Consider the following 20,047-nt stretch of genomic DNA (forward strand, 5'->3'; position numbering starts at 1 on the left):
GGGCACGAGCGCCCGGAGTAGTACACGACAGTCGCTGGAAAAAAACACGGGCGGCGAGCGACGTATTCGATATCCGAACACGAACAATTGCACTCGCTTGCACCCATCACACTGCCGGAGCAGACTCATCTCAGGAACAGCGGACAGGCGATCGGGGGATCGCCGGGGGGCCGCAACCGTGACAGGGGTTTTCGACCGTTCGGGTCGGACGAAAGCTCCTGAGACACATCGGCCGTTCCTGGCCTCTTCGGGTGGGGCCAGGAACGGCCGCTTCTCTTTCACGGCCGCGCACTCGCGGTACCGTGAGCCACGGACGTAGCCGAACCGCTACCGGCGGAAGGACCCCCACCGATGTCGAGCCTGAGCGCACGCGCGGCTTTCGGTGGTGCCTGGTCGACGCACTGGACGATCTGGGCCGGCCTCTACCCGGTCACGCTGCCGTTCGTCGTCTACCGCGACCAGGCGCTTCGCCCCGACAGCGTGTGGTGGAGCGTCGGCTCGGCGACGGTGCAGCACATCGCGGTCGGTCTCGTGGTGGTGGGCGTCGGCGCGATTCTCCGCCGCAGGCGCAGCATCCTCCCCGTGGGCGTCGTGGCCACTCTGTGGATCCTCGCGTGCGTCGTCCGTGCGGCCGTCGCCTACGCCGTGACCGCGGTCGGGTACGCCGAACAGTCGTCTCTGATCATCGACACGCTGATTTGGCTCGGCATCAGTGCGCTCTGGGTGCCGGTGACAGTGTTCGCGGTCGCGCAGCTCGACCAGCGACGCCTGTTGCTCGCGGCACGCGACATCACGACGGATGCTCTGCTCAGCGAACGCGCGGAGGGCGAGGAGACCTCGCAGCAACTGCAGGCGCGACTGCTGGCGACCGTGACAGCCCAGCTCACGCCGGTGCTCGCTGACCTCCAAGCGAGCCTCAACGCCGCCCGACGCCGCATCACCGGGTCGACGGCGGCCGAATTGAGCATGCGAATCTCGCGCGTGCACGACGAGACGGCGGAGCTCGTCGAGGGGGAAGACACCCCCGACCCGTCGCCGGCACTGCTGGAGCGCGCAGAACGGGTCACCTTCCGCCGCGCCTTCGAGATCACCACCGTGCCGCCGGCGCGCATGGCCGCGCTCGTCACCCTGGCGACGCTCGTCGGAGTCATCCCCGACACCGTGCGCATTTACGAGCCGATCGTGCCGTTGCAGGTCGCACTCGCGGTGACCGCTTCAGGCATCCTGCTGGCTGCGCTCCCCGCGCTGTTTGCCGAGCGCGCCTCTCGAGGCAAGCGGATGACCCACCTCCGGGCGACGGTGATTCTGCAGGCGGTGGCCGTCGCTGCTGCGGCCGTGATCCTCGCAGTGATTCCGCCCAGCGTGTGGTCGTCGGCACAGTGGCCGGTTGTCCCCCTCACCCTGCTGGCTCTCGCGCTCGCTCACACCCTGTATTCGGTCGCCTTCATTGTCGCTGACGCGAACGCCGACGACAGTGCAGCCCTGCGCGCGGCGAGCGCCGAACTCGACGCGGTGCGCGGACAAAGGGCGGAACGCTCGCGGCTGGCGCGAGAGCGCATGGCGCAGCTCATGCACGGGCCCATCCAGGGACGCCTCGCCGCCTGCGTCATGGCACTGAACTTCCATGCGGAGATGGTGAACAGCGACCCGGCGCGGGCGGAGGCCACGCTCGACGCCGTGCTCGAACACCTGCAAGCCGTGACCGGAGAGCTTCAACGACTGGGCGCCGAGGCCGGGCTGGGCGACGTGCGCCACCCCTGATCGGGGGGGCGCAGTTTCGGCCGCCTGTCCGGTGCGCTACGTCCGGGCCGCGCCTACACTGGCACCATGGCTGCACCCGACCGGCCCGCCACCGTGGTCGTCGCCGATGACGACGATCTGGTGCGTACCGTGTTGCGGATGGCGCTGTCGTCGATGTCGCTCACCGTCCGCGAGGCGGCCGACTCGCGCGCTCTCGCCGCCGCCGTCGACGACGGCGCCGTCGACCTCACCATTCTCGACATTTCGATCCCAGGGCCGGGACTCGCGGCGAACGTTGCACTCGTGCGGGAGGCGGCGCCAGACGCGCGCATCCTGATCCTCAGCGGCGATACCGAAGTACCCGCGAGCGAGGCGCCCCTCATCGACGACTTCGCCCGCAAGCCGATAGACCTCGACGAACTACGGAGTCGAGTCAGCCACCTGCTCGGCACTCCGTCGGCGAGCACCCCATGAGTGCGAACGAGTCGCCGGACGGTCCAGAACTGCTGCGAATCGCCGGAACAATGGCCCGTTTCGGAGGGTGGTCCGTCGATGCGCGGACCCACCAATTGGAGCTGAGCGCCGAAGCGAGGGCGATACTCGCCCTGCCTCCGAGCGGACCGCTCGACCTCGCGACGGTCTTCACTTTGCATCCCGAGGAGTGGCGCCCGGTCGTTGCTGCTCACCTCGAACGGTGCCTCACTGCTGGTGAACCTTTCGACATCGAGTCCCCTATGCGCACCACCGACGGGGAGCTCTTGACGATTCGTACGATCGGCGAAGCAGCCCGGGGGGCCGACGGAAGCATCGAACGCGCCCATGGCGCTGTGTGGGACATCACGGCGACCGCGGAGCAACGAGAGCGCACTCGAGCGCTCGAGGCGCGACTGGAAGCAACGCTGAACACCATTACCGACGGGATGCTCTTCATCGATCACGAGGGACGATTCACCTTCGTCAACGATGACGGCGCCCGCATGCTGCAGTCTTCTGTCGAATCGCTCGAGGGGGTCAGGGTGCTCGACGCGTTTCCGGAGGCGGCCGGCACGAGCTTTCTCGCGGCCCTGGAGACGTCGTTGACGCGCCGCGAACGCACAATCACCCGCAACTATTACCCGCCACTTGATGCGATCTTCGAGGCGACCATCTACCCCTCCGATAACGGCGTTGCGGTCTACCTGAAGGATGTGACCGAAGAGGAGCGACTTCGCGACGAACGCGAGGAGTCGGCGCGGCGGCTAGCCGAACAGGCCGCGCTCATCGAGGCCGCCAAGGACGCCATGATCGTCCGCGATCTTGACGGTCACATCACCTACTGGAACCGCGCGGCCGCGGCGCTCTACGGCTGGTCGGCAACGGAGGCCATCGGCCGGGCTGAGCACGAGCTGCTGTACGACGACACCGCCGCCTACGATGACGCGGTCGCTCACACACTGCGCGACGACTATTGGAGTGGCGAGCTCGACCAGCGGACGCGATCGGGCCGCGCCCTGGTCGCCGAGTGCCGCTGGCAGTTGCTCCGCGACGGCTCGGGCGCCCCCGAGTCGATCTTCGCGGTCGTCAGCGACATCACCGCCGAGAAGAAGGCTCAGGAGGCTCGCTTGCGCGCCCAACGCATGGAAAGCCTCGGCACCCTCACTGGGGGCATCGCCCACGACCTCAACAACGTGCTGACGCCGATTCTCATGTCGGTGCAGCTTCTCGAGCAGGGAGAAGACAACCCGGGTCGTCGGGAGATCCTGAAAACCATGGAGGGCGCCGTCAAGCGCGGCGCCGACATGATTCGCCAGGTGCTGTCGTTCGCCCGCGGGGTCGAAGGACGCCGCGTCGAGGTCGATGTCGTCCGTCTCGTCGACGACGTCGTGGCGTACGCCCAAGATGTCCTGCCGGAGAGCGTGCACCTCGATCTCGTGCTCGACACGAGTCTGCCCGCGACGAGCGGCGACCCGACCCAGCTGCTACAGATTCTCGTGAACCTCGTGACGAATGCGCGTGATGCCATGCCGAGCGGCGGCACACTGCGCATCCGCAGTTCGGAACTGGTCTTGGAGGATACGTACTCCTCCGTCAGCCACCTCGCCATGCCGGGGCGCTACGTGGCGATCGACGTGGAGGATTCCGGTCACGGCATGAGCCCCGAGGTCGCGGAGAAGATCTTTGAACCATTCTTCACGACGAAGGACATCGGCAAGGGGACGGGGCTCGGGCTCGCCACGTCACTCGCAATCGTGCGTAGCCACGGCGGCTTCATGCAGGTCTACAGCGAGCTGGGGCGCGGAACCCGCTTCACGGTCGGCTTGCCCGTGTCGTCGTCTCCGCGCGCCGACAGCCCCGCGGCCGCACGCCCCGAGGCGCTACTCCCGCGCGGACACGGGGAGCGCATCCTCGTCGTCGACGACGAGTCGACCATTCTGCAGATCACGTGCCAGACGCTGGAGCTCCACGGCTACCGAACCCTGCGGGCCGCGAACGGGCGCGAAGCGATCGACGTCATCGCCAGCAGTAACGAGCCCGTCGACCTCGTGCTCACCGACATGATGATGCCCGTCATGGATGGCGCTGCGCTGTCGGCGCACCTCGAAGAGGAGCACCCGGAGATTCCGGTCATCGCGGCGAGCGGGCTCAATTCGAACGGCGGTGTTGCGCGCGCGGTCGGAATGGGCGTGTCGAGGTTCCTGCCGAAGCCGTACACGACGAACATGCTGCTCACCACGGTGCGGGACACGCTGCTCGAACACCGTGTCGACGGTATGGTGACGGAATGAGCGCCCCCGAGGCCCGACACTTGCGCGTCGTCGTCGCGGATGACGACGCCTTCACCATTTCGCTCGTGGCCGGCGCGCTCGAATCCTCCGGATACGCCGTGACCACGGCGACCACCGTGGAGGAGGCGTTTCACCACGTCGCGACGGGCGAACCGCACGCGCTGGTGTCAGACCTCAACTTCGGCACGACGCGGACGGGTGCCGACCTCTTGGCGAAGGTCGCCCACGAGTTTCCGTGGATCGGGCTGGTGGTGCTGACCTCGCACCGCTCCCCCGAATTGGCCGTGCCGAATCCGCAACTCATCCCCGACTCTGTGGTGTACCTGGTGAAGTCGAAGCTCGGCGCGATCGGCGAACTGCGCGGAGCCGTCGAACGCGCGATCAGCGGCGCCACGAGCGACGGGGAGCCTGCGGTTGACGACGAAGGAATTCCCGTCGTCACCGCCGCCCAGGCGGAGGTACTGCGCATGCTTGCGGAAGGCGCGTCGACGAAAGCATTGGCTGATCACCGCGGAACGTCGGTACGCGCAGTCGAGACGATGTTGCATCGACTGTTCGACGCCCTCGGAATCGACACGAGCGACGCCGCCAACCCGCGTGTTGCCGCCGTGCGGATGTGGCAACGCGGCGAGATTCGCGTGCGCTAGAGACGGCACGCTGCCCCGCACCGTTCGGGTCAGCGCGGGGCAAGCGTGGGCGGCCGCCGTTAGAACGGCGCGACGGCCTCGGTCTCTGCCGCAACCGGCTCGGGCGCGGACTGCGTCTCTGCGCCGGTCGGCTGCACGGCGGCGGGTGCACCCTCACCCTCGGCGGACGTCGTCGACGCCGCCTTTACGGTGCGGGTGAACGTCGAGCGGCCGAAAGTGAGGTCGTGGCCCACCGTGTCGGCGTCGATCTCGATCGTCGTTCCCTTGTTCGTGTCGCTCTGCCAGTCGCGCTGGCGGACGCGGCCGGCCACGACGACGCGCTCGCCCTTTCGCACGCTCGATGCCACGTGCATCCCGAGTTGACGGAAAGCGGTCACGGTGTACCAGTTGGTGTCGCCGTCGATCCACGCGTTCTGGCTGCGATCGAAGCGGCGCTGGTTGGACGCGAGCCGGAACGAGGTGATGGTGAGGCCGTTCTGGGTCGTGATGTGGCGCGGCTCAGTGGCGACGAGCCCCGTCACGGTGATGGTGTCGGTCATGGTGTCCTCCTCATGGGTGTGTGGGTGGACGCCGGACGGTTCGTGCCGGGAACGCCCGGCGTCCGCGCACAGTGTCGGCGCGCACCACAGTGCGGCGGCGGCACAAGCCGCGAAGTGTCGAAGCCGCGACGCGGCCGCCGCGTGGGGAGGAGGGACGCCGGAAAGCGCCTAGTGTTCGCGGAACTCAGGCCGATCGGCGCCGGGACCGAGCGAGGCGGTCAACGCGCCCTTCGCCGCATCCAAGGAGTCGAACGGGCCGCGGAGCTCATCTTTGCCGGCAACACGGATCGAGAATTCGTCGCCGTGCCGCAGAATCGATCCGACGGTGCCCGCCGAGCCGGTCGCGACCCAGCTCTGGTCGTAGACGGTGTGGTTAGTCATCGGTGCTCCTTACTCGTCACGCAGGGACGTACTCGGTGCACTCATCGACGGTACTCCTCCGGCGCCGAGGCCGGTAGGGGCGTCAGCGGGAGCGAAGGTAAGGAGCGTACGACTGACGCACCTTGTTGACCTTCGGAAGAGCGACCGCCAGGCAGTAGCCCTGGCCAGGGTTCTTCGCGAAGAAGTCCTGGTGATACTCCTCCGCGTCGTACCAGTAGCCGAGCGGAGACAGCTCGGTCACGATCCCGCCGCCCCAGGTGTCGTCGGCGCGCGCGATCGCCGACTCGAACAGCGCACGCTCCTCGTCGTCGGCGTAGAACATCGCCGAGCGGTACTGCGTGCCGATGTCGGCCCCCTGACGGTTCAGCTGCCGCGGGTCGTGCAGGGTGAAGAAAACATCCAGGATGACGTCGGCGGGAATGATCTCCGGATCGAACACGACCTTCACGGCCTCCGCGTGCCCGGTTGTGCCCGTGCAGACCTGCTCGTAGCTCGGATTCGGCAGGCTTCCGCCGGTGTAACCAGAGATCACATCCTCGACTCCGTCGAGCACGCGGTAGACCGCATCCAGGCACCAGAAGCAACCGCCGGCGAGGTGAAAGGTACGCATGCGCTCATGGTACGCAGGCAAAGCTAGAGTGACGCCATGAGCTACGTCGCCGCCCCCGATCGCTACAGCCGCCTCGACTACGCCCGGTGCGGGGTCAGCGGTCTGAAGCTCCCCCGCATCTCACTCGGACTGTGGAACAACTTCGGCGATGACCGGTCGCTCGAGACGCAACGGGCGATCATCCGGCGCGCGTTCGATCGCGGTGTGACGCACATCGACCTCGCCAACAACTACGGCCCGCCGGCGGGCAGTGCCGAGATCAACTTCGGCCGCATCCTGCGCGACGACCTCGCGCAGCACCGCGATGAGCTCGTCATCTCGACGAAGGCGGGCTACTACATGTGGGAGGGACCGTACGGCGAGTGGGGCTCGCGCAAGTACATGCTCTCCTCGCTCGATCAGAGCCTCCAGCGCATGCAGCTCGACTACGTCGACATCTTCTACTCCCACCGCCCCGACCCCGAGACGCCGATCGAGGAGACCATGGGCGCGCTCGCGAGTGCCGTGCAGAGCGGCAAGGCGCTGTACGCGGGCATCTCGAACTACTCGGCCGACCAGACGCGCGAGGCCTACGACGTGGCGCTCGACCTGGGGCTCCGACTCGTCATTCACCAGCCGCGATACAACATGTTCGATCGCTGGGTCGAAGATGGTCTGCTCGACGCCCTCAGCGACACCGGGATGGGCTCGATCGTCTTCTCGCCGCTCGCGCAGGGCCTGTTGACGAACCGCTACCTGAACGGCGTGCCCGACGGATCGCGCGCCGCAGAGGGTCGCTGGATCACCCCCGATCACATCGACGACACCTACCTCGAGCGCGCCCGCGCCCTGCAGCAGATCGCCACGGACCGCGGCCAGAGCCTCGCTCAGCTCGCGTTGCAGTGGGTGCTGCGACACCCGCAGGTGACGAGCGCCCTCATCGGCGCATCGAGCGTCGCACAGTTGGACGACAACCTGGATGCACTGGCGAGCGCGCCGCTCGACGACGACACGCTCGCCCTGATCGAGACGCACGCGGTTCACGGCACTGGGTCCCGGCGCTAGGTGGGATACGTCTACGCCCTGATCGCCGCTGTGCTGTTCGGGGCAAACGGGAGCGTCACGAAGCTGACGATGGAGGCAGGTCTCAGCCCCGCGCAGGTCACGCAGTTTCGCCTGATCGGCACGGCGCTCATCGCCGGCGCTGTGCTGTTCCTCATTGAGCGTCGGGCGTTTCGGGTTCCTCGTCGGCAGTGGCCGGTACTGATCGTGCTCGGCGTGGTTGGCGTCGCCCTGCTGCAGGCCACCTACGCCGCCGCCGTTCAACTCTTGCCGGTGGGCATCGCCCTGTTGCTCGAGTACCTCGCCGTGCTCTTCGTCGCGCTGGTGGCCTTCTTCATCTTCCGCGAGCCGGTCAAGGCGCGACTGTGGGTCGCGATCGGCTTCGTGCTGGTGGGGCTCGCCGTCGTCGCGCAGATCTGGTCGAGCACGTTGAACGTCGTGGGCGTTCTGCTCGCGCTCGCGGCGGCCGTCTGCCTCGCCACCTACTTCCTCGTCGGTGAGCGTCAGGTCGCGACAACCTCGCCGCTGGCGGTGTCGTTCTGGACGATGCTCATCGCCGCCGTCTTTTGGGCCTTCGTCAGTGGATGGTGGGAACTCGAACCCGGCGTCTTCGTCACCCCGGTCGAGGTCGGTGGAGTGCTCGGTGAGCTCAGCGTGCCGATGCTGATTCCGCTGTTGTGGAACGTCGTGCTCGGCTCGTTCGCCCCCTTCCTGCTGAGCCTCGCCGCCCTGCGCCACCTGCCCGCGACGGCGGCCGGGATCGTCGCCTCGAGCGAGGTCATCTTCGCCTTCGCCGTCGCCTGGGTGTGGCTCGGCGAAACGCTCGCGCTCGTGCAGGTTCTCGGGGCGGCGATCGTGCTCGTCGGCATTGTGCTCGCCCAGACCGCGCGCGTCGGAAAGCGTCCGGTCGTAGACGCCGACCTGGCGCTCGATACCGGTCCGATCACGACTATCCACACCCGCGAGGCCTCCCGCGAATGAGCCCTGAGCGGGAGTAGCCTGACCCCATGCAATGGGGGAACGATCTACTCACCTGGCTGGCCACCGACGATGGGCAGCGTGTGCTGTTCAGCTCGGTCGTGCCCGCCGTCGCCATCGTCGTCGCCGGCATTATCGCGGCCCTGATCGGCCGCGCGGCGTCGAAACGGGTGATCGCGCAATACCAGCGCGATGCGCTCACCGCCGCGGTGCAGGGCCTCGTGCTCGCCGGGCGCAAAGCCGCCGGCTGGAATGCGATCGGAACCATCGAGCGCGTGCAGGTCGACCACCTCATTGCGGAAGCCGAGACGCGCATCCGATTGCTGCCTGTCCCGGGCGCCGCGCTCGCCGCCAACTGGTCGGCCCACCAGCTGGAAGACATGAAGCGCAACTCGGCCGGGTTCTCGTTCCAGGCCCAGCAGCTGCTCGCCGAGTACCGCGACCGACTGATCGCGTGGAACGAGAAGCCCCGCCGGGCGAAGAAGCTTTTCGGCGCGGACCTTGAGCGCTGGAAGTACGAGGCCGACCCGGAGGAGCAGAAGCTCGTCGCTGAACAGGTCGAGTGGGAGCGCGGGCACACGCAAGCCGAGCACGAAAAGACGGTCGCGGCACCCGCCGTCGTCACGCCAGCGCCAGCGACACCCGAATCGGAGCCCGCGGAGGCGTCGAACTCGGAGGCCGTTGCCCTCGCTTTCGCTCCCCCACCCGCGGTCGTGCCCTCAGCGCCGAGCGACGATGCCCCGGCGCCAAAGCCGGCATCGGCGGTTCGCGAACGCATCGAGGGCGACGAGAACTCCTAAGCCTCCGCGGCGCTCGCCAGGGCGGACTTCCCGGCGAGTATGCGCTCGTAGGCGCGGCGCGACCACATCGACACGTGGTGGTGCATCTCGGGGATCAGCGGTTCATGCTCGGGCTTCATCAATACGCTGCGCATGATGCGCGCGGTGGGCGCGTCGTCCTTCAGATTGATGCCGCGCATCCGCAACTGTTCGGGCTTCACGACGTACGTCGCGAGGTGTGTCTGCTGCGGGCGCGCGGGAGCCGCGGCCATCTCGAAAATGGCGTGCGACACCTCGTCGAGCTGACGCATTGTTTCCACCCGCGGCAGGTACGTGATGATGTCGGTCTCGGGGCGTTGGTACGGCTGCAGGATCTCGCTGTCACTGATGAGGCCGTGCCAGGCCTGCGCGGCGCGGTAGCCCGGCGCGATGATCGCACCGAGACCCGACATGTCGAGGGGGAACACCTTGAGGGTCGCCCAGAGCGCCGCGGCCGAGGCACCGGCCCGCGAGCACTCGAGTTGGATCTCACCGAAGTGCCGCTCGGTGGAGGCGAAGTACGTGTACGGCGACTCGTGGTGGTAGAAGCGCAAGATCGACTGGTCCGGGAACAGCACCGCCCCGCAGCCGTACGGCTGTAGGCCGTGCTTGTGCGGGTCGACAACGACGCTGTCGGCCTCGCCGATCGCGGCGTAGTGGCGGGCTGTTTCGGGCGCGAGCTCGCCCTGCAGAAGCGTGAAGAAGCCGCCGTACGCTGCATCCACGTGCACGCGCGCGCCGTACTCGCGCGCAAGCGGGATGATGTCGGCGAGCGGGTCGACGGCGCCGAGGCCGGTCGTGCCGAGCGTTCCGACCACAACACCGATCTCGCGGCTGCGTAACTGCTCCTCGAGCGCGTCGAGCGACATGCGACCGTCGGCCTCGGTGGGGACGCTCACCGTGTCGATGCCGAGCACCTCGCCCATGCGGGAGTGTGTGTAGTGCGAGTCGGCGCTGTGCGCGATCGCCGCGCCCGGCCGAATCTCGCGGCACACCCACAGCGCCTCGAGGTTCGCGGTCGTGCCGCTCCAGGTGAGATGACCCATGTAGTCGGCGCCGAGACCGAACATGGCGGCGAGCTGGTCGAGCACCTCGTGCTCCATCTGCGTCGTCGCGCGGCTCGCATCGATGGAGTGGTTGTTGGGGTTGATCTGCATCGCCGCGATGTACGCCGCCATCGCGACGGGGTGCGGGGGCTTCAGCATCTGCCCGGCGTACTGCGGGTGGAAGTACGGAAAATCGGCGTCGAGTCGCTGGATCAGTTCACCGAGTACCGACTCGACCTGCGTCGGGTCGGCGTGGGTCGCGGGATGCGCCTCCCACGTTCCGTACGTCGCTTTCAGGTCTTCGATTCCCGTGATGACCTGAGGAACCAACTCGGCCAGCGTCATGGCCCGCTTCGAGGACGACACACCGCACTCCTTCGTGTGGATGAACGGGGCACGCGGCGCGGGATCGGCCGCCACCCCGGGTGGCTGGCCTGAGTCTAGTCAGGATCGTTCGGAGGCGTACGAGATTGCGTGAGCGCGCCCTCGGCAGGAATCGAACCTGCGACCAAGAGATGAGACGGCCCACGAGATCTGCGGTCAGCGCGCCCTCGGCAGGAATCGAACCTGCGACCAAGAGATTAGAAGGCTCCTGCTCTATCCGCTGAGCTACGAGGGCTTTACCGCGTTCAGGGTACCGGAGCGGCGCACCCTCTCTGCGGATCCCGGCCCCCTGCCTACCGTGGATCGCATGACGTACGAACGCTGGACCCGCGTTGCCGAGTGACCGATCGCCTCGACGGCTATTGTCTTCTTGGGCATGTGTTCGTGGCTAGTTATCGCCCAGCCGACGGGCACGACGTTGATCGTGCTCGATGTGGCGCTGCTCGTTCTGTGGGTCGTGTTCGCGGTCGACTACGTGGCGCGGCTGGCGCTTGCGAAGCCGCGGGCGCGCTGGTTTTGGCGCAACATCCCGTTGCTGCTGATGGTCGTCCTTCCGTTCTTCCGCCCGTTGTACCTGTTGCGCCTGTTGACACTGTTGACGGTGCTGCGCAAGGCCACGGGCTCCGCGTTCCGCGGCACGGTCACGGTGTACGTCACGGTGGCGGCCCTCGTGATCATCCTGATCGGTGCGCTCGGCGTGCTCGACGCCGAGCAGAACGCTGACGGCGCCCTGATCACGACGTTCCCCGACGCACTGTGGTGGGCACTAGTGACGATAACCACGGTCGGCTACGGGGACCTGTATCCGGTCACGGGCACGGGCCGCGTCATCGCCTCGGGGCTCATGATCGCGGGCATTGCCCTCGTCGGTTCGGTCACGGCGACGCTCGCCTCGTGGTTCGTCGAGCGCATCAAAGACGCTGACGACCAGGCGACGAGCACGTCAGCCGTCAGCGACGGCGGCGAGAGCGGTGAGCAGGCGCGGTAGCGTCGGCACGCCTTCCGCGCGGAGGTGCTCGTCGCCGTTGGCCGCGTAGATGACCGTGGTCGGCGTCGACCGAATGCCGAGGTCAGCCGCTCGCTCCTGGTGCGCGGCAACGTCGCGCTCAACGACCTCGAGCGCGGGCACGAGGCGCTGCGCCTCGGCGACGACCTCCCTGGCCCGATGGCAGGGGTCGCAGAACGCTGACGTGTAGAGCTCGAGTCGCACGCCCCCAATGCTACGGCGCGGCCCTCGGCGAACCTGCGGTGAACAGTGAGAGACGGATGCTCGCACGGGCACCCTTTCTCGGCCCGCGACCCGCTCGAGGCATCACACTGCTTTCGTGAGGGCATGGATGCGCGTGCGAGCGCTCGGCGTTCCGTACCGCGACGGTCTCCCGCCGCCCGTGTCGGAGCCCGCCGGTAGACTGCCCGGGTGAGTGCAGCCAACGACCGTCTCGTCTGGATCGACTGCGAGATGACGGGGCTCGACCTAGCCATCGACGAACTCGTCGAAGTCGCCGTCGTCATCACCGACTACGACCTAAACCCCGTGCATCCCGGGTTTTCGATCGTGATCGCGCCGTCGCCGACGGCTCTCGCGAACATGAGTGACTTCGTCCGGCAGATGCACGAGACGTCTGGCCTGCTCGACGAGTTGGCGCTCGGTGCCGACCTTCCCGACGCCGAGAAGGCCGTGCTCGACTACATCGTCGAGCATGTGCCGACCGCCGGCTCCGCGCCGCTCGCCGGCAACACGATCGGCACCGACCGGGCGTTCCTGCAGCGCTCGATGCCGTCGGTTGACGCGCACCTGCACTACCGGTCGGTCGACGTGTCGTCGATCAAAGAGCTTGCTCGGCGGTGGTTTCCGCGCATTTACTTCAACGCGCCCGAGAAGAACGGCGGGCATCGGGCGCTCGCCGACATTCTCGAGTCGATCCGCGAGCTCGCCTACTACCGTCGCGCCGCGTTCGTGCCCGAACCGGGGCCGACGACCGAAGCCCTGCAGACAGTGTCCGGCGAGGTCGTCGATGCGTGGTCCGGCCACCTACCGGTGGTGCGCGGCGGGCACTAGCCTGTACTACCATTGACCGGTCGCACTCGTGCGACGCACGGTGGGTATAGCTCAGTCGGTAGAGCGCCTGGTTGTGGTCCAGGAGGTCGCGGGTTCAAGCCCCGTTACTCACCCCAAATGGGTCAGGTGTGAACTTGCGACCAAGGGTCCGCCCTTGGTCGGGGTTCGCGCTTGGCCCATTTTCTTCGCCTCCACGCCTCCCCGCAGCCCTGCTGAGCCTGGGATCAGCGTTCGGCGCCGCCCTCTGCCTCGCCGTGATCGTCCTGGACATCGCCCACGCCACCGGCCAACTCGACCTCATGCATGCCATCCAGCCCGACTACGACCCGCTGTCGGTCCTCACTTTCGTGTTCCTCTGCGCCGGGTCCGCGGTCCAACTCGCCGTCCGCCGCGCCCAGAACCACGCCCGACGGCGGCACACCATCTCCTTCGCGGCGCAGTTGGAGCCGCTCTGGCACCGGGCCACGCTCGCACGGCCCGGGCTGAGCCAGGCCGACCCCCTCGCCGCCAACAGCGAAGACCCCGAAGGACACCTCCGCCGCGTGATCGTCGAAATCCGCGACGCGATGATCGACCCCCGAATCACCTTCGACATCAGCACCGACGACCGCGACCTGCTCGAACGCGCCGAGAGCCACCTCGTCGGAAGCGATAGCGCCGTCGCAAGGGCCTTGCCCGGTCCCTACGTCGAGGAGCGGGAGTCGTGATCGGCCGCATCGCCCTCGGCGGCGGGATCGCGACGGCAGCGGCCGCCGGGGCCGGGTGGGTCATCGCCAGGCGACTCACCGCACCCGCCGACCCACGCACGTTCGACCTCACCATCCGAGCAGTCGAGCACGACGACAGAGGCGGCCTGATCGTGCTCGACCGCACCGAGCAGACCACCGCAGCCGGCATCTACAACCTCTGGTTCGAGACCGGCGGCTGGGTACAGCTCTCCACCGAGATCGTCGACCGCGGACCCACTGGCACCGCTCGCAGAATCACAGGCACCGCACCCGACTTCACCCCGAAAGTCGGCGACAGTGCCTCGTGGAGCGGCATCTACTACGCCACCCCAGCCGACGCCGGACTCCACGCCCGCGACATCACCATCACGACCCCCGCCGGACGATGCCCCGTCTGGCGCATCGACGGCGACCCTTCAACGTGGGCGATCCACATCCACGGCCTCGGCAGCACCCGTGCCGGAACCCTCCGCGGCGTCCAGGTCGCAGCCGAGCTCGGTTACAGCTCCCTCGTCGTCAGCTACCGCAACACCGTAGAGGGGCCGCGAGACGGCGCCGGCCGATCAACCCTCGGCGATGCAGAGATGGCCGACGTTGACGACGCCATCGGATATGCCGTCCGACGCTGAGCCGCACAGGTCGTGATCTTCGGCTGGTCGATGGGTGCCGCGATCGCCCTCCAGCTCGCCAGCCACCCGCGACACGAGGGGCTGATTGCCGCACTTGTACTCGACTCACCAGTCCTCAACTGGACCGAAGTCATCAAGGCCAACTGCGCCAGCAGCGGACTGCCCTCAGCAGCCGGACACCTCGCGATCCGGTGGCTCACCCTTCACCCGCTGGCGCGCGCCGTCGGGTTGCCGGAGCGCATCCCGCTCCGCTCGTTCGACTGGTCCACGCGAGCAGCAGACCTCACCATGCCGACCCTGATCCTCCACGGCACACGAGACGACTCCGTACCGATCCAGCTCTCACAAGCACTCCGAGGCGTCCGTCCCGATCTTGTGGAGTTGGAACCCTTCGACGCCGGCCACACCCTCTGCTGGAACACCGACCCCGACCGGTGGCGGTATGCAGTGACCATGTGGCTCACGTCACGTGTCCCACGGTGATTGGCCGAGCCGAGCGACCTCCCTCAGCACCCATCTCGTTCGGCCACGCCCGGAGAAACCCAACTCAAGCCGTACCTCCACCGGTATCATCGTGAGTGTTGGCCTGACTGGGCCATTGAGCGAGGGAGGACCAACGTGGCTGAGCCGTGGCTGTCCGCAGATGACATCGCCGCCCACCTCGGGGTCACCAAAGACACCGTCTACACCTGGATCGCCGAGAAGGCCATGCCCGCCCACAAGGTCGGACGCCTCTGGAAGTTCCAAGCCAGCGAGATCGACGACTGGGTGCGCGCGGGTGCTGCAGCCAGCGACCACGAGGCGCCGCAGCAGGTCACGCCAATGTCGGTGGCCGCTCCTACGATCATGACGACGAGCACGGGGAGGAGAGACGATGACGCTGAGTGAGGCCCAGCGCTTGGTGAAGTCCAAGCAGCGCGTTGCGGATCACGGCGAGGTGTTCACGCCAGCGTGGATGGTCGAGGACATGCTCGATCTTGTAAAGCACGAGTCTGAGCGGATCGACTCTCGCGTGCTTGAGCCCGCTTGCGGCTCGGGCAACTTCCTCGTGCCAGTCTTGGCCCGCAAGCTCGTGACCGTCCAGCTTCGCCACGGCAAGAGCGACTTCGAGAAGCGTCACTACGCGCTGTTTGCGCTGATGTGCACCTACGGCATTGAGCTCCTCGGTGACAACGCCGAGGAGTGCCGGGACAATCTCGCCGAGGTGTTCAACACGTTCTTGGATATCGGCAGCGATGACCAGTGGGCGCGAGCGGCACGCGCGGTTCTAGCCGTGAATATCGTCCAGGGCGATGCCTTGACTATGACCGCGCCAAGCGGCCAGCCGATCACGTTTCCTGAGTGGGGTTACCTCGGCAAGGGGAAGTTCCAGAGGCGGGACTTCCGCTACGACGATCTCACTCAGCGCGCCTCGTACGAGGGGACACTGTTCGGCGAACTCGACGACGATGACCTGTTCGTTCCCGCGCAAACCTATCCGACGATGACCTTCAGCCAGATCGCGAAGGCCGCCGCGTGAGCCTTGCACCTTTCACTCTCCGAGGGCACAACCCGGATGTCTTGACCTGCATCGCGAACCTGTCCAACGACGAGGTCTTCACCCGGCCAGAGTTCGCGAACCAGATGCTCGATACGCTCGCAACCGCGTGGGCAGACGCCAACGACGGCGCAGACATCTGGGCTAACCCCGATGTCACGTTCCTCGATCCGTTCACCAAGTCCGGCGTGTTCCTCCGCGAGATCGTCCGTCGACTCACCGACGGACTGGTCCTGGCAATCCCCGACCTCGACCAACGCGTCGATCACATCCTCACCCATCAGGTGTTCGGCATCGGAATCACCCAGCTCACTGCGCTGCTTGCGCGCCGGAGCGTCTACTGCTCGAGGTTCGCCAACGGCCCGCACTCGATCGCCAGGTCATTCACGACCGAGGACGGCAATATCTGGTTCGAGCGCACCGAGCACACCTGGGACGGCGGTAAACCAGAGTTCCGATCCGATCCACTTACCGGCGAAGAAGTCATCGCCTATACCAACCGCAAGTGCGTCTATTGCGGTGCAGGCGAAGGTGACTACGGGCGTGGCGAAGACCTCGAGACTCACGCCTACGCTTTCATCCATACCGACGACATCAAGGCTCGCATCGCCGAGCTGTTCGGAGAAGACATGCAGTTCGACGTCATCATCGGGAACCCTCCGTACCAGCTCAGTGACGGCGGCTATGGCACCTCCGCAGCACCGATTTACCAGTTGTTCGTGGAGAAGGCGCTGGGGCTAGACCCACGCTTCGCCGTCTTTGTGACTCCGTCTCGTTGGTTTGCGGGAGGCAAGGGTCTTGATGAGTACCGCAAGAAGATGCTCTCCGACCATCGCATGCACGACATCGTCGACTACCCCAAACTCTACGAGGCCTTCCCCGGCGTAAAGATCCGAGGCGGAGTCTCGTATTTCCTCTGGGATCGCGAATACGACGGTCCTTGCACGATCCAGACCATGTGGGACGGCGAGCCGCTCGGCGCACGTGTTGCTCGCTATCTCGACGCGTACGACGTACTCGTCCGACGCAATGAAGCCGTTCCGATTCTCGAAAAGGTTCGAGCGAGGCAGGAGCCAACGCTCGACTCACGGGTGTCGAGTCGTAAGCCTTTCGGGCTCGCTACCAATTTCAGAGGGAGTACATCCCCCTCGCGAATGGTCGCGCCGGTGAAACTTTTCGCGAACCAGAGGGTCGATTGGATAGAGCGAGGCGACTTGCCGTCCAACCGCGATTGGGTTGACGACTGGAAAGTCTTGATGACGCGTGTGCAGGGCACGAGCGCCGCGGTCGAGACGAAGTTCCTCTCGAAGCCGATCATTGCCGGGCCCGGCACGGCCTGCACGGAGACTTATCTTGTCGCCGGAAGGTTCGACACTGAGGAGGAGGCGACGCGGTATGCAGCGTACCTGCGCACTCGCTTCGTCCGCTTTCTGGTGTCTTTAAGAAAGGGGACACAAGACGCTGCGCGGAACGTATATGCGTTTGTGCCGGACTTGCCTCTCGACCGGGATTGGACGGATGCTCTCCTCTACGAGCGCTACGGCCTGACCGACGACGAGATCGCGTTCATTGAGTCTCAGGTCGCTCCTCATGACGACGCCCTGTTCGACGAGGACGGGGCCGACGATAGCGATGAGTAGGGAGATCGACGAACTCCTTCCCGAGCGCCCCGAAGCGAGGCTGCGCATCTACGCGTGGTCGCCGAACGATCCGCCAGCTGAATACGTAGGCCTCCTCAAGGTGGGTCAGACGACGAAGGCGGACGTGAACGCGCGCATCCGCGAGTCGCAGGGGCAGATGCAGCAGGCCTACACGCTCCACGTGGATGAGCTCGCCGAACGCGGCGATGGGTCGATCTTCCGCGACTCAGATGTGCGTCAACGGTTGGTCAACAAGGGCTTCGAGAACCCGATCTTCGGCTCAGCGCGAGAGTGGATGCGCTGTACCCCGGAGGATGTGCGTACGGCGATCACTGAGCTTCGCACGGGCGTGAAGCTTAGCGGCACCCATCATGAGACTTTCCCAATGCGCCGGGAGCAGGTCAGCGCCGTCGAGAAGGCGCAGGGCTACTTCGAGTCGATTTGGGCCGAGGATTACCACGCGGTGCCACGCTTCCTGTGGAACGCCAAGATGCGCTTCGGGAAGACCTTCGCCTCCTACCAGCTCGCGAAGCGGCTCGGCGCCAAGCGCATCCTTGTGGTCACCTTCAAACCTGCGGTGGAGGACGCCTGGCAGACCGACCTGGAGTCTCACGCTGACTTCGACGGTTGGCAGTACCTCTCCTCAGCGACTGGGGGTAGCCCGGACGACGCCTACAAGACTCGGCCGCTGGTCTACTTCGGCTCATTCCAGGACCTGCTCGGGCGCGACCGGAAGACCGGGCTCATCAAGGCGAAGAACGAGTGGGTTCACACCACCAACTGGGACCTCGTCATCTTCGACGAGTACCACTTCGGTGCCTGGCGTGAATCCGCCAAGGATCTGTTCGAGGGCGAGGACGAGAAGGTCAAGCAGAAGGAGTTGGCCGCCGAGTACAACGACGGCCTAGTAGTACTTGGTTAGGTTGGTCCAGCGCGTTGGCAGTAGGGGCAGTGGCTGAGCAGGCGGATGACCGCGGTCTGAAGGTCGCGGAGGATGCCGTAGAAGCTCAGGCTGCCCCGCGGGCTTTTGGGTCCGCGCTCAGGCGCTGGATCGTGATGAACAGGTGCGCGGCGCTCACGAGCGTGACGTGGTGGTGCCACCCGGGCCAGGTGCGTCCTTCGAAGTGGTCCAGGCCCAGGCCGTGCTTGAGTTCGCGGTAGTCGTGCTCGATGCGCCAGCGGATCTTCCCGAGCCGAACCAGCTCCGCGATCGGCGTGTGGGCGGGGAGGGTGGACAGCCAGTAGTCGGTGGGCTCGTCCGCGTCGTCCGGCCATTCGGCGAGTAGCCAGCACTCGGGTAGCGATCCGTCGGGCTCGCGGGGCAGGTTCCGGTTCGCGGGGCGCACCCGCGTGGCGGTGAACCGGCTGGTCATCATGCCGCGTGATCCTTGCCGCCACGACACCTGCTCGAACGCGTCGTCGCCGAGGGCTGCGATGAGGCTCTTCGCGCGGATCGGGTCACTGCGGTAGCTGGCCTGCACGGGTGGCCGCCCGCGTCCGCGGTAGGGCGGCATCTCGAACACCGCGGCTTCGGGGTGCATGCTGGTGTCCGACTTCACCTGCACCACGTAAGGGATTCCGCGGTCGGTGAGCGCGGTGCGGAAGTAGCCGATCTCGCCGTATCCGGCGTCGGCGCAGATCAGCGGCGGCAGCAGCCCCCAGCTGCGAAGCTCGTCGATCATCTCCAGCGCGAGCTCCCACTTCGGTCGATGCCGCACCGCGTCGGGGATCTGCGCCTTCACCCGCCGCGCGACGACGAGGTCGGCGTGCTCGTTGGTGTCCGAGCAGGTGTCGTCCCACGATTCGGGAAGGAACAGCCGCCAGTCCAACGGGCAAGACGCCGCATCGGTGACCGCGTGCACGGTGACACCGATCTGCACGTTCCCGACCTTTCCGAGCGTGCCCGAGTACTGCCGCGCCACCCCAGGTGAGGCTGGGCCGTCCTTGACGAACCCGGTGTCATCGACAACCCACGCCTCCGGCGACAACAGCGACGCCGCCTTACGGGCGAGCCGACGACGCACCGGCTCGACAGGCCACGGCGAGGAGGACACGAACTGCTGCAGCTGCTGATAATCGATGCCGAGCCGGTCGCCCATCGGCTGCATCGACTTCCGCCTGCCCTCCAGCATCAGGCCCTGCAGATACAGGCCACCCTTGGACCGCTGATCCTTCCGAGCCAGCGACGCGAACACCTCACCGACGAACTCGTCCAACTCGACCCGCACCCGCTCGATCTCATCCACCCGCACGCCGCGAGGTTAACAGTCACCACGACCATTAACAAGGACCTAACCAAGTACTACTAGTCGCCTTCGATGAAGAGCTTGACGAGCTCGGCAACGACGAGGACGACTTCCTGCCGATCACCACCCGCGCGTATCTGTACCTGTCGGGAACACCGTTCAAGGCGCTGGCAACCGGTGAGTTCATCGAGGAGCAAATCTTCAACTGGACCTACACCGACGAGCAGCGTGCCAAGGCCGAGTACGCCGTCGCGCACCC

At 66.5% G+C, this 20,047-nt stretch carries 22 protein-coding genes, 2 tRNA genes and 1 pseudogene; 17 read left to right on the plus strand and 8 right to left on the minus strand.

Going from position 1 to position 20,047, the window contains the following annotated elements:
* Nucleotides 1–351: 351 nt before the first annotated feature.
* The 4 genes from CPY97_RS09350 to CPY97_RS09365 all read left to right on the plus strand — a co-directional run bounded on the left by CPY97_RS09350 (nt 352) and on the right by CPY97_RS09365 (nt 5,152).
* A complete protein-coding gene (locus tag CPY97_RS09350; RefSeq protein ID WP_096422171.1) occupies nt 352–1,761 on the plus strand; it encodes a hypothetical protein in 1,410 nt (469 codons plus the stop codon).
* A gap of 66 nt (nt 1,762–1,827) precedes the next feature.
* The gene (locus CPY97_RS09355) at nt 1,828–2,214 is read left to right on the plus strand and encodes a response regulator (RefSeq protein WP_096422173.1); all 387 of its coding nucleotides are present in this window, start codon (nt 1,828–1,830) and stop codon (nt 2,212–2,214) included.
* A complete protein-coding gene (locus tag CPY97_RS09360) occupies nt 2,211–4,505 on the plus strand; it encodes a PAS domain-containing hybrid sensor histidine kinase/response regulator (RefSeq protein ID WP_096422175.1) in 2,295 nt (764 codons plus the stop codon). Before CPY97_RS09355 ends, CPY97_RS09360 begins: the two co-directional genes overlap by 4 nt.
* Nucleotides 4,502–5,152 carry a response regulator gene (locus CPY97_RS09365; protein WP_096422177.1) on the plus strand — a complete coding sequence of 217 codons (651 nt, stop codon included), beginning with the start codon at nt 4,502–4,504 and terminating at the stop codon, nt 5,150–5,152. Before CPY97_RS09360 ends, CPY97_RS09365 begins: the two co-directional genes overlap by 4 nt.
* A gap of 59 nt (nt 5,153–5,211) precedes the next feature.
* Here CPY97_RS09365 and ssb read toward each other — a convergent pair whose 3' ends face one another.
* From ssb to msrA, 3 genes are all read right to left on the minus strand, one after another.
* Complete coding sequence (gene ssb / locus CPY97_RS09370; protein ID WP_096422179.1) at nt 5,212–5,691, minus strand: single-stranded DNA-binding protein; 480 nt, start codon at nt 5,689–5,691, stop codon at nt 5,212–5,214.
* Between the two features lie 168 nt (nt 5,692–5,859).
* A complete protein-coding gene (locus tag CPY97_RS09375) occupies nt 5,860–6,072 on the minus strand; it encodes a methyltransferase (protein ID WP_096422181.1) in 213 nt (70 codons plus the stop codon).
* 82 nt (nt 6,073–6,154) lie between these two features.
* The gene (gene msrA, locus CPY97_RS09380) at nt 6,155–6,682 is read right to left on the minus strand and encodes a peptide-methionine (S)-S-oxide reductase MsrA (protein ID WP_096422183.1); all 528 of its coding nucleotides are present in this window, start codon (nt 6,680–6,682) and stop codon (nt 6,155–6,157) included.
* A 36-nt stretch (nt 6,683–6,718) separates the two neighbouring features.
* On the opposite strand from msrA, the gene CPY97_RS09385 reads away from it, so the two are divergent.
* The 3 genes from CPY97_RS09385 to CPY97_RS09395 are packed head-to-tail and all read left to right on the plus strand — an operon-like array spanning nt 6,719 to nt 9,501.
* On the plus strand, nt 6,719–7,726 hold the full coding sequence (locus CPY97_RS09385; protein ID WP_096422185.1) for an aldo/keto reductase: 1,008 nt from the start codon (nt 6,719–6,721) through the stop codon (nt 7,724–7,726).
* Entirely contained in the window at nt 7,727–8,704 is a 978-nt protein-coding gene (locus tag CPY97_RS09390; protein ID WP_096422187.1) for a DMT family transporter, read from the plus strand.
* 26 nt (nt 8,705–8,730) lie between these two features.
* On the plus strand, nt 8,731–9,501 hold the full coding sequence (locus tag CPY97_RS09395; protein WP_096422189.1) for a hypothetical protein: 771 nt from the start codon (nt 8,731–8,733) through the stop codon (nt 9,499–9,501).
* Here the strand turns inward: CPY97_RS09395 and CPY97_RS09400 are convergent.
* Nucleotides 9,498–10,931 carry a pyridoxal phosphate-dependent decarboxylase family protein gene (locus CPY97_RS09400; protein ID WP_231923901.1) on the minus strand — a complete coding sequence of 478 codons (1,434 nt, stop codon included), beginning with the start codon at nt 10,929–10,931 and terminating at the stop codon, nt 9,498–9,500. The two genes, CPY97_RS09395 and CPY97_RS09400, sit on opposite strands and share 4 nt — an antisense overlap.
* Before the next feature lie 180 nt (nt 10,932–11,111).
* Nucleotides 11,112–11,184 (minus strand) — tRNA-Arg (locus CPY97_RS09405).
* 141 nt (nt 11,185–11,325) lie between these two features.
* Here CPY97_RS09405 and CPY97_RS09410 point away from each other — a divergent pair.
* Nucleotides 11,326–11,937: a potassium channel family protein gene (locus CPY97_RS09410; RefSeq protein ID WP_096422191.1), complete on the plus strand. Its 612-nt coding sequence runs from the start codon at nt 11,326–11,328 to the stop codon at nt 11,935–11,937.
* Here CPY97_RS09410 and CPY97_RS09415 read toward each other — a convergent pair.
* Nucleotides 11,893–12,159, minus strand: a complete 267-nt coding sequence (locus tag CPY97_RS09415) for a glutaredoxin family protein (RefSeq protein WP_150129248.1) — start codon at nt 12,157–12,159, stop codon at nt 11,893–11,895. The two genes, CPY97_RS09410 and CPY97_RS09415, sit on opposite strands and share 45 nt — an antisense overlap.
* Before the next feature lie 207 nt (nt 12,160–12,366).
* Here CPY97_RS09415 and orn point away from each other — a divergent pair, with 207 nt between their 5' ends.
* The 9 genes and pseudogenes from orn to CPY97_RS09455 all read left to right on the plus strand — a co-directional run bounded on the left by orn (nt 12,367) and on the right by CPY97_RS09455 (nt 18,464).
* The gene (gene orn, locus CPY97_RS09420; RefSeq protein WP_096422193.1) at nt 12,367–13,008 is read left to right on the plus strand and encodes an oligoribonuclease; all 642 of its coding nucleotides are present in this window, start codon (nt 12,367–12,369) and stop codon (nt 13,006–13,008) included.
* 40 nt (nt 13,009–13,048) lie between these two features.
* Nucleotides 13,049–13,124 (plus strand) — tRNA-His (locus CPY97_RS09425).
* A 138-nt stretch (nt 13,125–13,262) separates the two neighbouring features.
* Nucleotides 13,263–13,715 (plus strand): DUF6545 domain-containing protein, encoded by a 453-nt coding sequence (locus CPY97_RS09430; protein WP_197702219.1) that lies wholly within the window; start codon nt 13,263–13,265, stop codon nt 13,713–13,715.
* Nucleotides 13,712–14,365, plus strand: a complete 654-nt coding sequence (locus tag CPY97_RS13735; protein WP_231923902.1) for a hypothetical protein — start codon at nt 13,712–13,714, stop codon at nt 14,363–14,365. The genes CPY97_RS09430 and CPY97_RS13735 overlap by 4 nt, the downstream gene beginning before the upstream one ends.
* Before the next feature lie 12 nt (nt 14,366–14,377).
* The gene (locus tag CPY97_RS13740; RefSeq protein WP_231923903.1) at nt 14,378–14,848 is read left to right on the plus strand and encodes an alpha/beta hydrolase family protein; all 471 of its coding nucleotides are present in this window, start codon (nt 14,378–14,380) and stop codon (nt 14,846–14,848) included.
* 135 nt (nt 14,849–14,983) lie between these two features.
* Nucleotides 14,984–15,160: pseudogene (locus tag CPY97_RS13745) on the plus strand (helix-turn-helix domain-containing protein); the annotation flags it as partial.
* Between the two features lie 79 nt (nt 15,161–15,239).
* Nucleotides 15,240–15,884, plus strand: a complete 645-nt coding sequence (locus CPY97_RS09445) for an N-6 DNA methylase (RefSeq protein ID WP_096422195.1) — start codon at nt 15,240–15,242, stop codon at nt 15,882–15,884.
* Nucleotides 15,881–17,542, plus strand: a complete 1,662-nt coding sequence (locus CPY97_RS09450; RefSeq protein ID WP_231923905.1) for an Eco57I restriction-modification methylase domain-containing protein — start codon at nt 15,881–15,883, stop codon at nt 17,540–17,542. The genes CPY97_RS09445 and CPY97_RS09450 overlap by 4 nt, the downstream gene beginning before the upstream one ends.
* Nucleotides 17,535–18,464, plus strand: coding sequence for a DEAD/DEAH box helicase family protein (locus tag CPY97_RS09455; protein WP_197702220.1), 930 nt, complete (start codon nt 17,535–17,537; stop codon nt 18,462–18,464). Before CPY97_RS09450 ends, CPY97_RS09455 begins: the two co-directional genes overlap by 8 nt.
* Before the next feature lie 85 nt (nt 18,465–18,549).
* On the opposite strand, the gene CPY97_RS09460 is transcribed toward CPY97_RS09455, so the two are convergent.
* Nucleotides 18,550–19,794, minus strand: coding sequence for an IS701 family transposase (locus CPY97_RS09460; protein WP_150129172.1), 1,245 nt, complete (start codon nt 19,792–19,794; stop codon nt 18,550–18,552).
* Between the two features lie 53 nt (nt 19,795–19,847).
* Nucleotides 19,848–20,045 carry a hypothetical protein gene (locus tag CPY97_RS13750; protein WP_231923906.1) on the minus strand — a complete coding sequence of 66 codons (198 nt, stop codon included), beginning with the start codon at nt 20,043–20,045 and terminating at the stop codon, nt 19,848–19,850.
* Nucleotides 20,046–20,047: the final 2 nt, after the last annotated feature.

This window comes from Microcella alkaliphila, assembly GCF_002355395.1.
Taxonomy (GTDB): domain Bacteria; phylum Actinomycetota; class Actinomycetes; order Actinomycetales; family Microbacteriaceae; genus Microcella; species Microcella alkaliphila_A.

Coding starts and splice junctions, on each gene's coding strand:
- CPY97_RS09350 (WP_096422171.1), top strand. CDS start 352: ATGTCGAGCCTGAGCGCACGCGCGGCTTTCGGTGGTGCCTGGTCGACG.
- CPY97_RS09355 (WP_096422173.1), top strand. CDS start 1,828: ATGGCTGCACCCGACCGGCCCGCCACCGTGGTCGTCGCCGATGACGAC.
- CPY97_RS09360 (WP_096422175.1), top strand. CDS start 2,211: ATGAGTGCGAACGAGTCGCCGGACGGTCCAGAACTGCTGCGAATCGCC.
- CPY97_RS09365 (WP_096422177.1), top strand. CDS start 4,502: ATGAGCGCCCCCGAGGCCCGACACTTGCGCGTCGTCGTCGCGGATGAC.
- ssb (WP_096422179.1), bottom strand. CDS start 5,691: ATGACCGACACCATCACCGTGACGGGGCTCGTCGCCACTGAGCCGCGC.
- CPY97_RS09375 (WP_096422181.1), bottom strand. CDS start 6,072: ATGACTAACCACACCGTCTACGACCAGAGCTGGGTCGCGACCGGCTCG.
- msrA (WP_096422183.1), bottom strand. CDS start 6,682: ATGCGTACCTTTCACCTCGCCGGCGGTTGCTTCTGGTGCCTGGATGCG.
- CPY97_RS09385 (WP_096422185.1), top strand. CDS start 6,719: ATGAGCTACGTCGCCGCCCCCGATCGCTACAGCCGCCTCGACTACGCC.
- CPY97_RS09395 (WP_096422189.1), top strand. CDS start 8,731: ATGCAATGGGGGAACGATCTACTCACCTGGCTGGCCACCGACGATGGG.
- CPY97_RS09410 (WP_096422191.1), top strand. CDS start 11,326: ATGTGTTCGTGGCTAGTTATCGCCCAGCCGACGGGCACGACGTTGATC.
- CPY97_RS09445 (WP_096422195.1), top strand. CDS start 15,240: ATGACGCTGAGTGAGGCCCAGCGCTTGGTGAAGTCCAAGCAGCGCGTT.
- CPY97_RS09455 (WP_197702220.1), top strand. CDS start 17,535: ATGAGTAGGGAGATCGACGAACTCCTTCCCGAGCGCCCCGAAGCGAGG.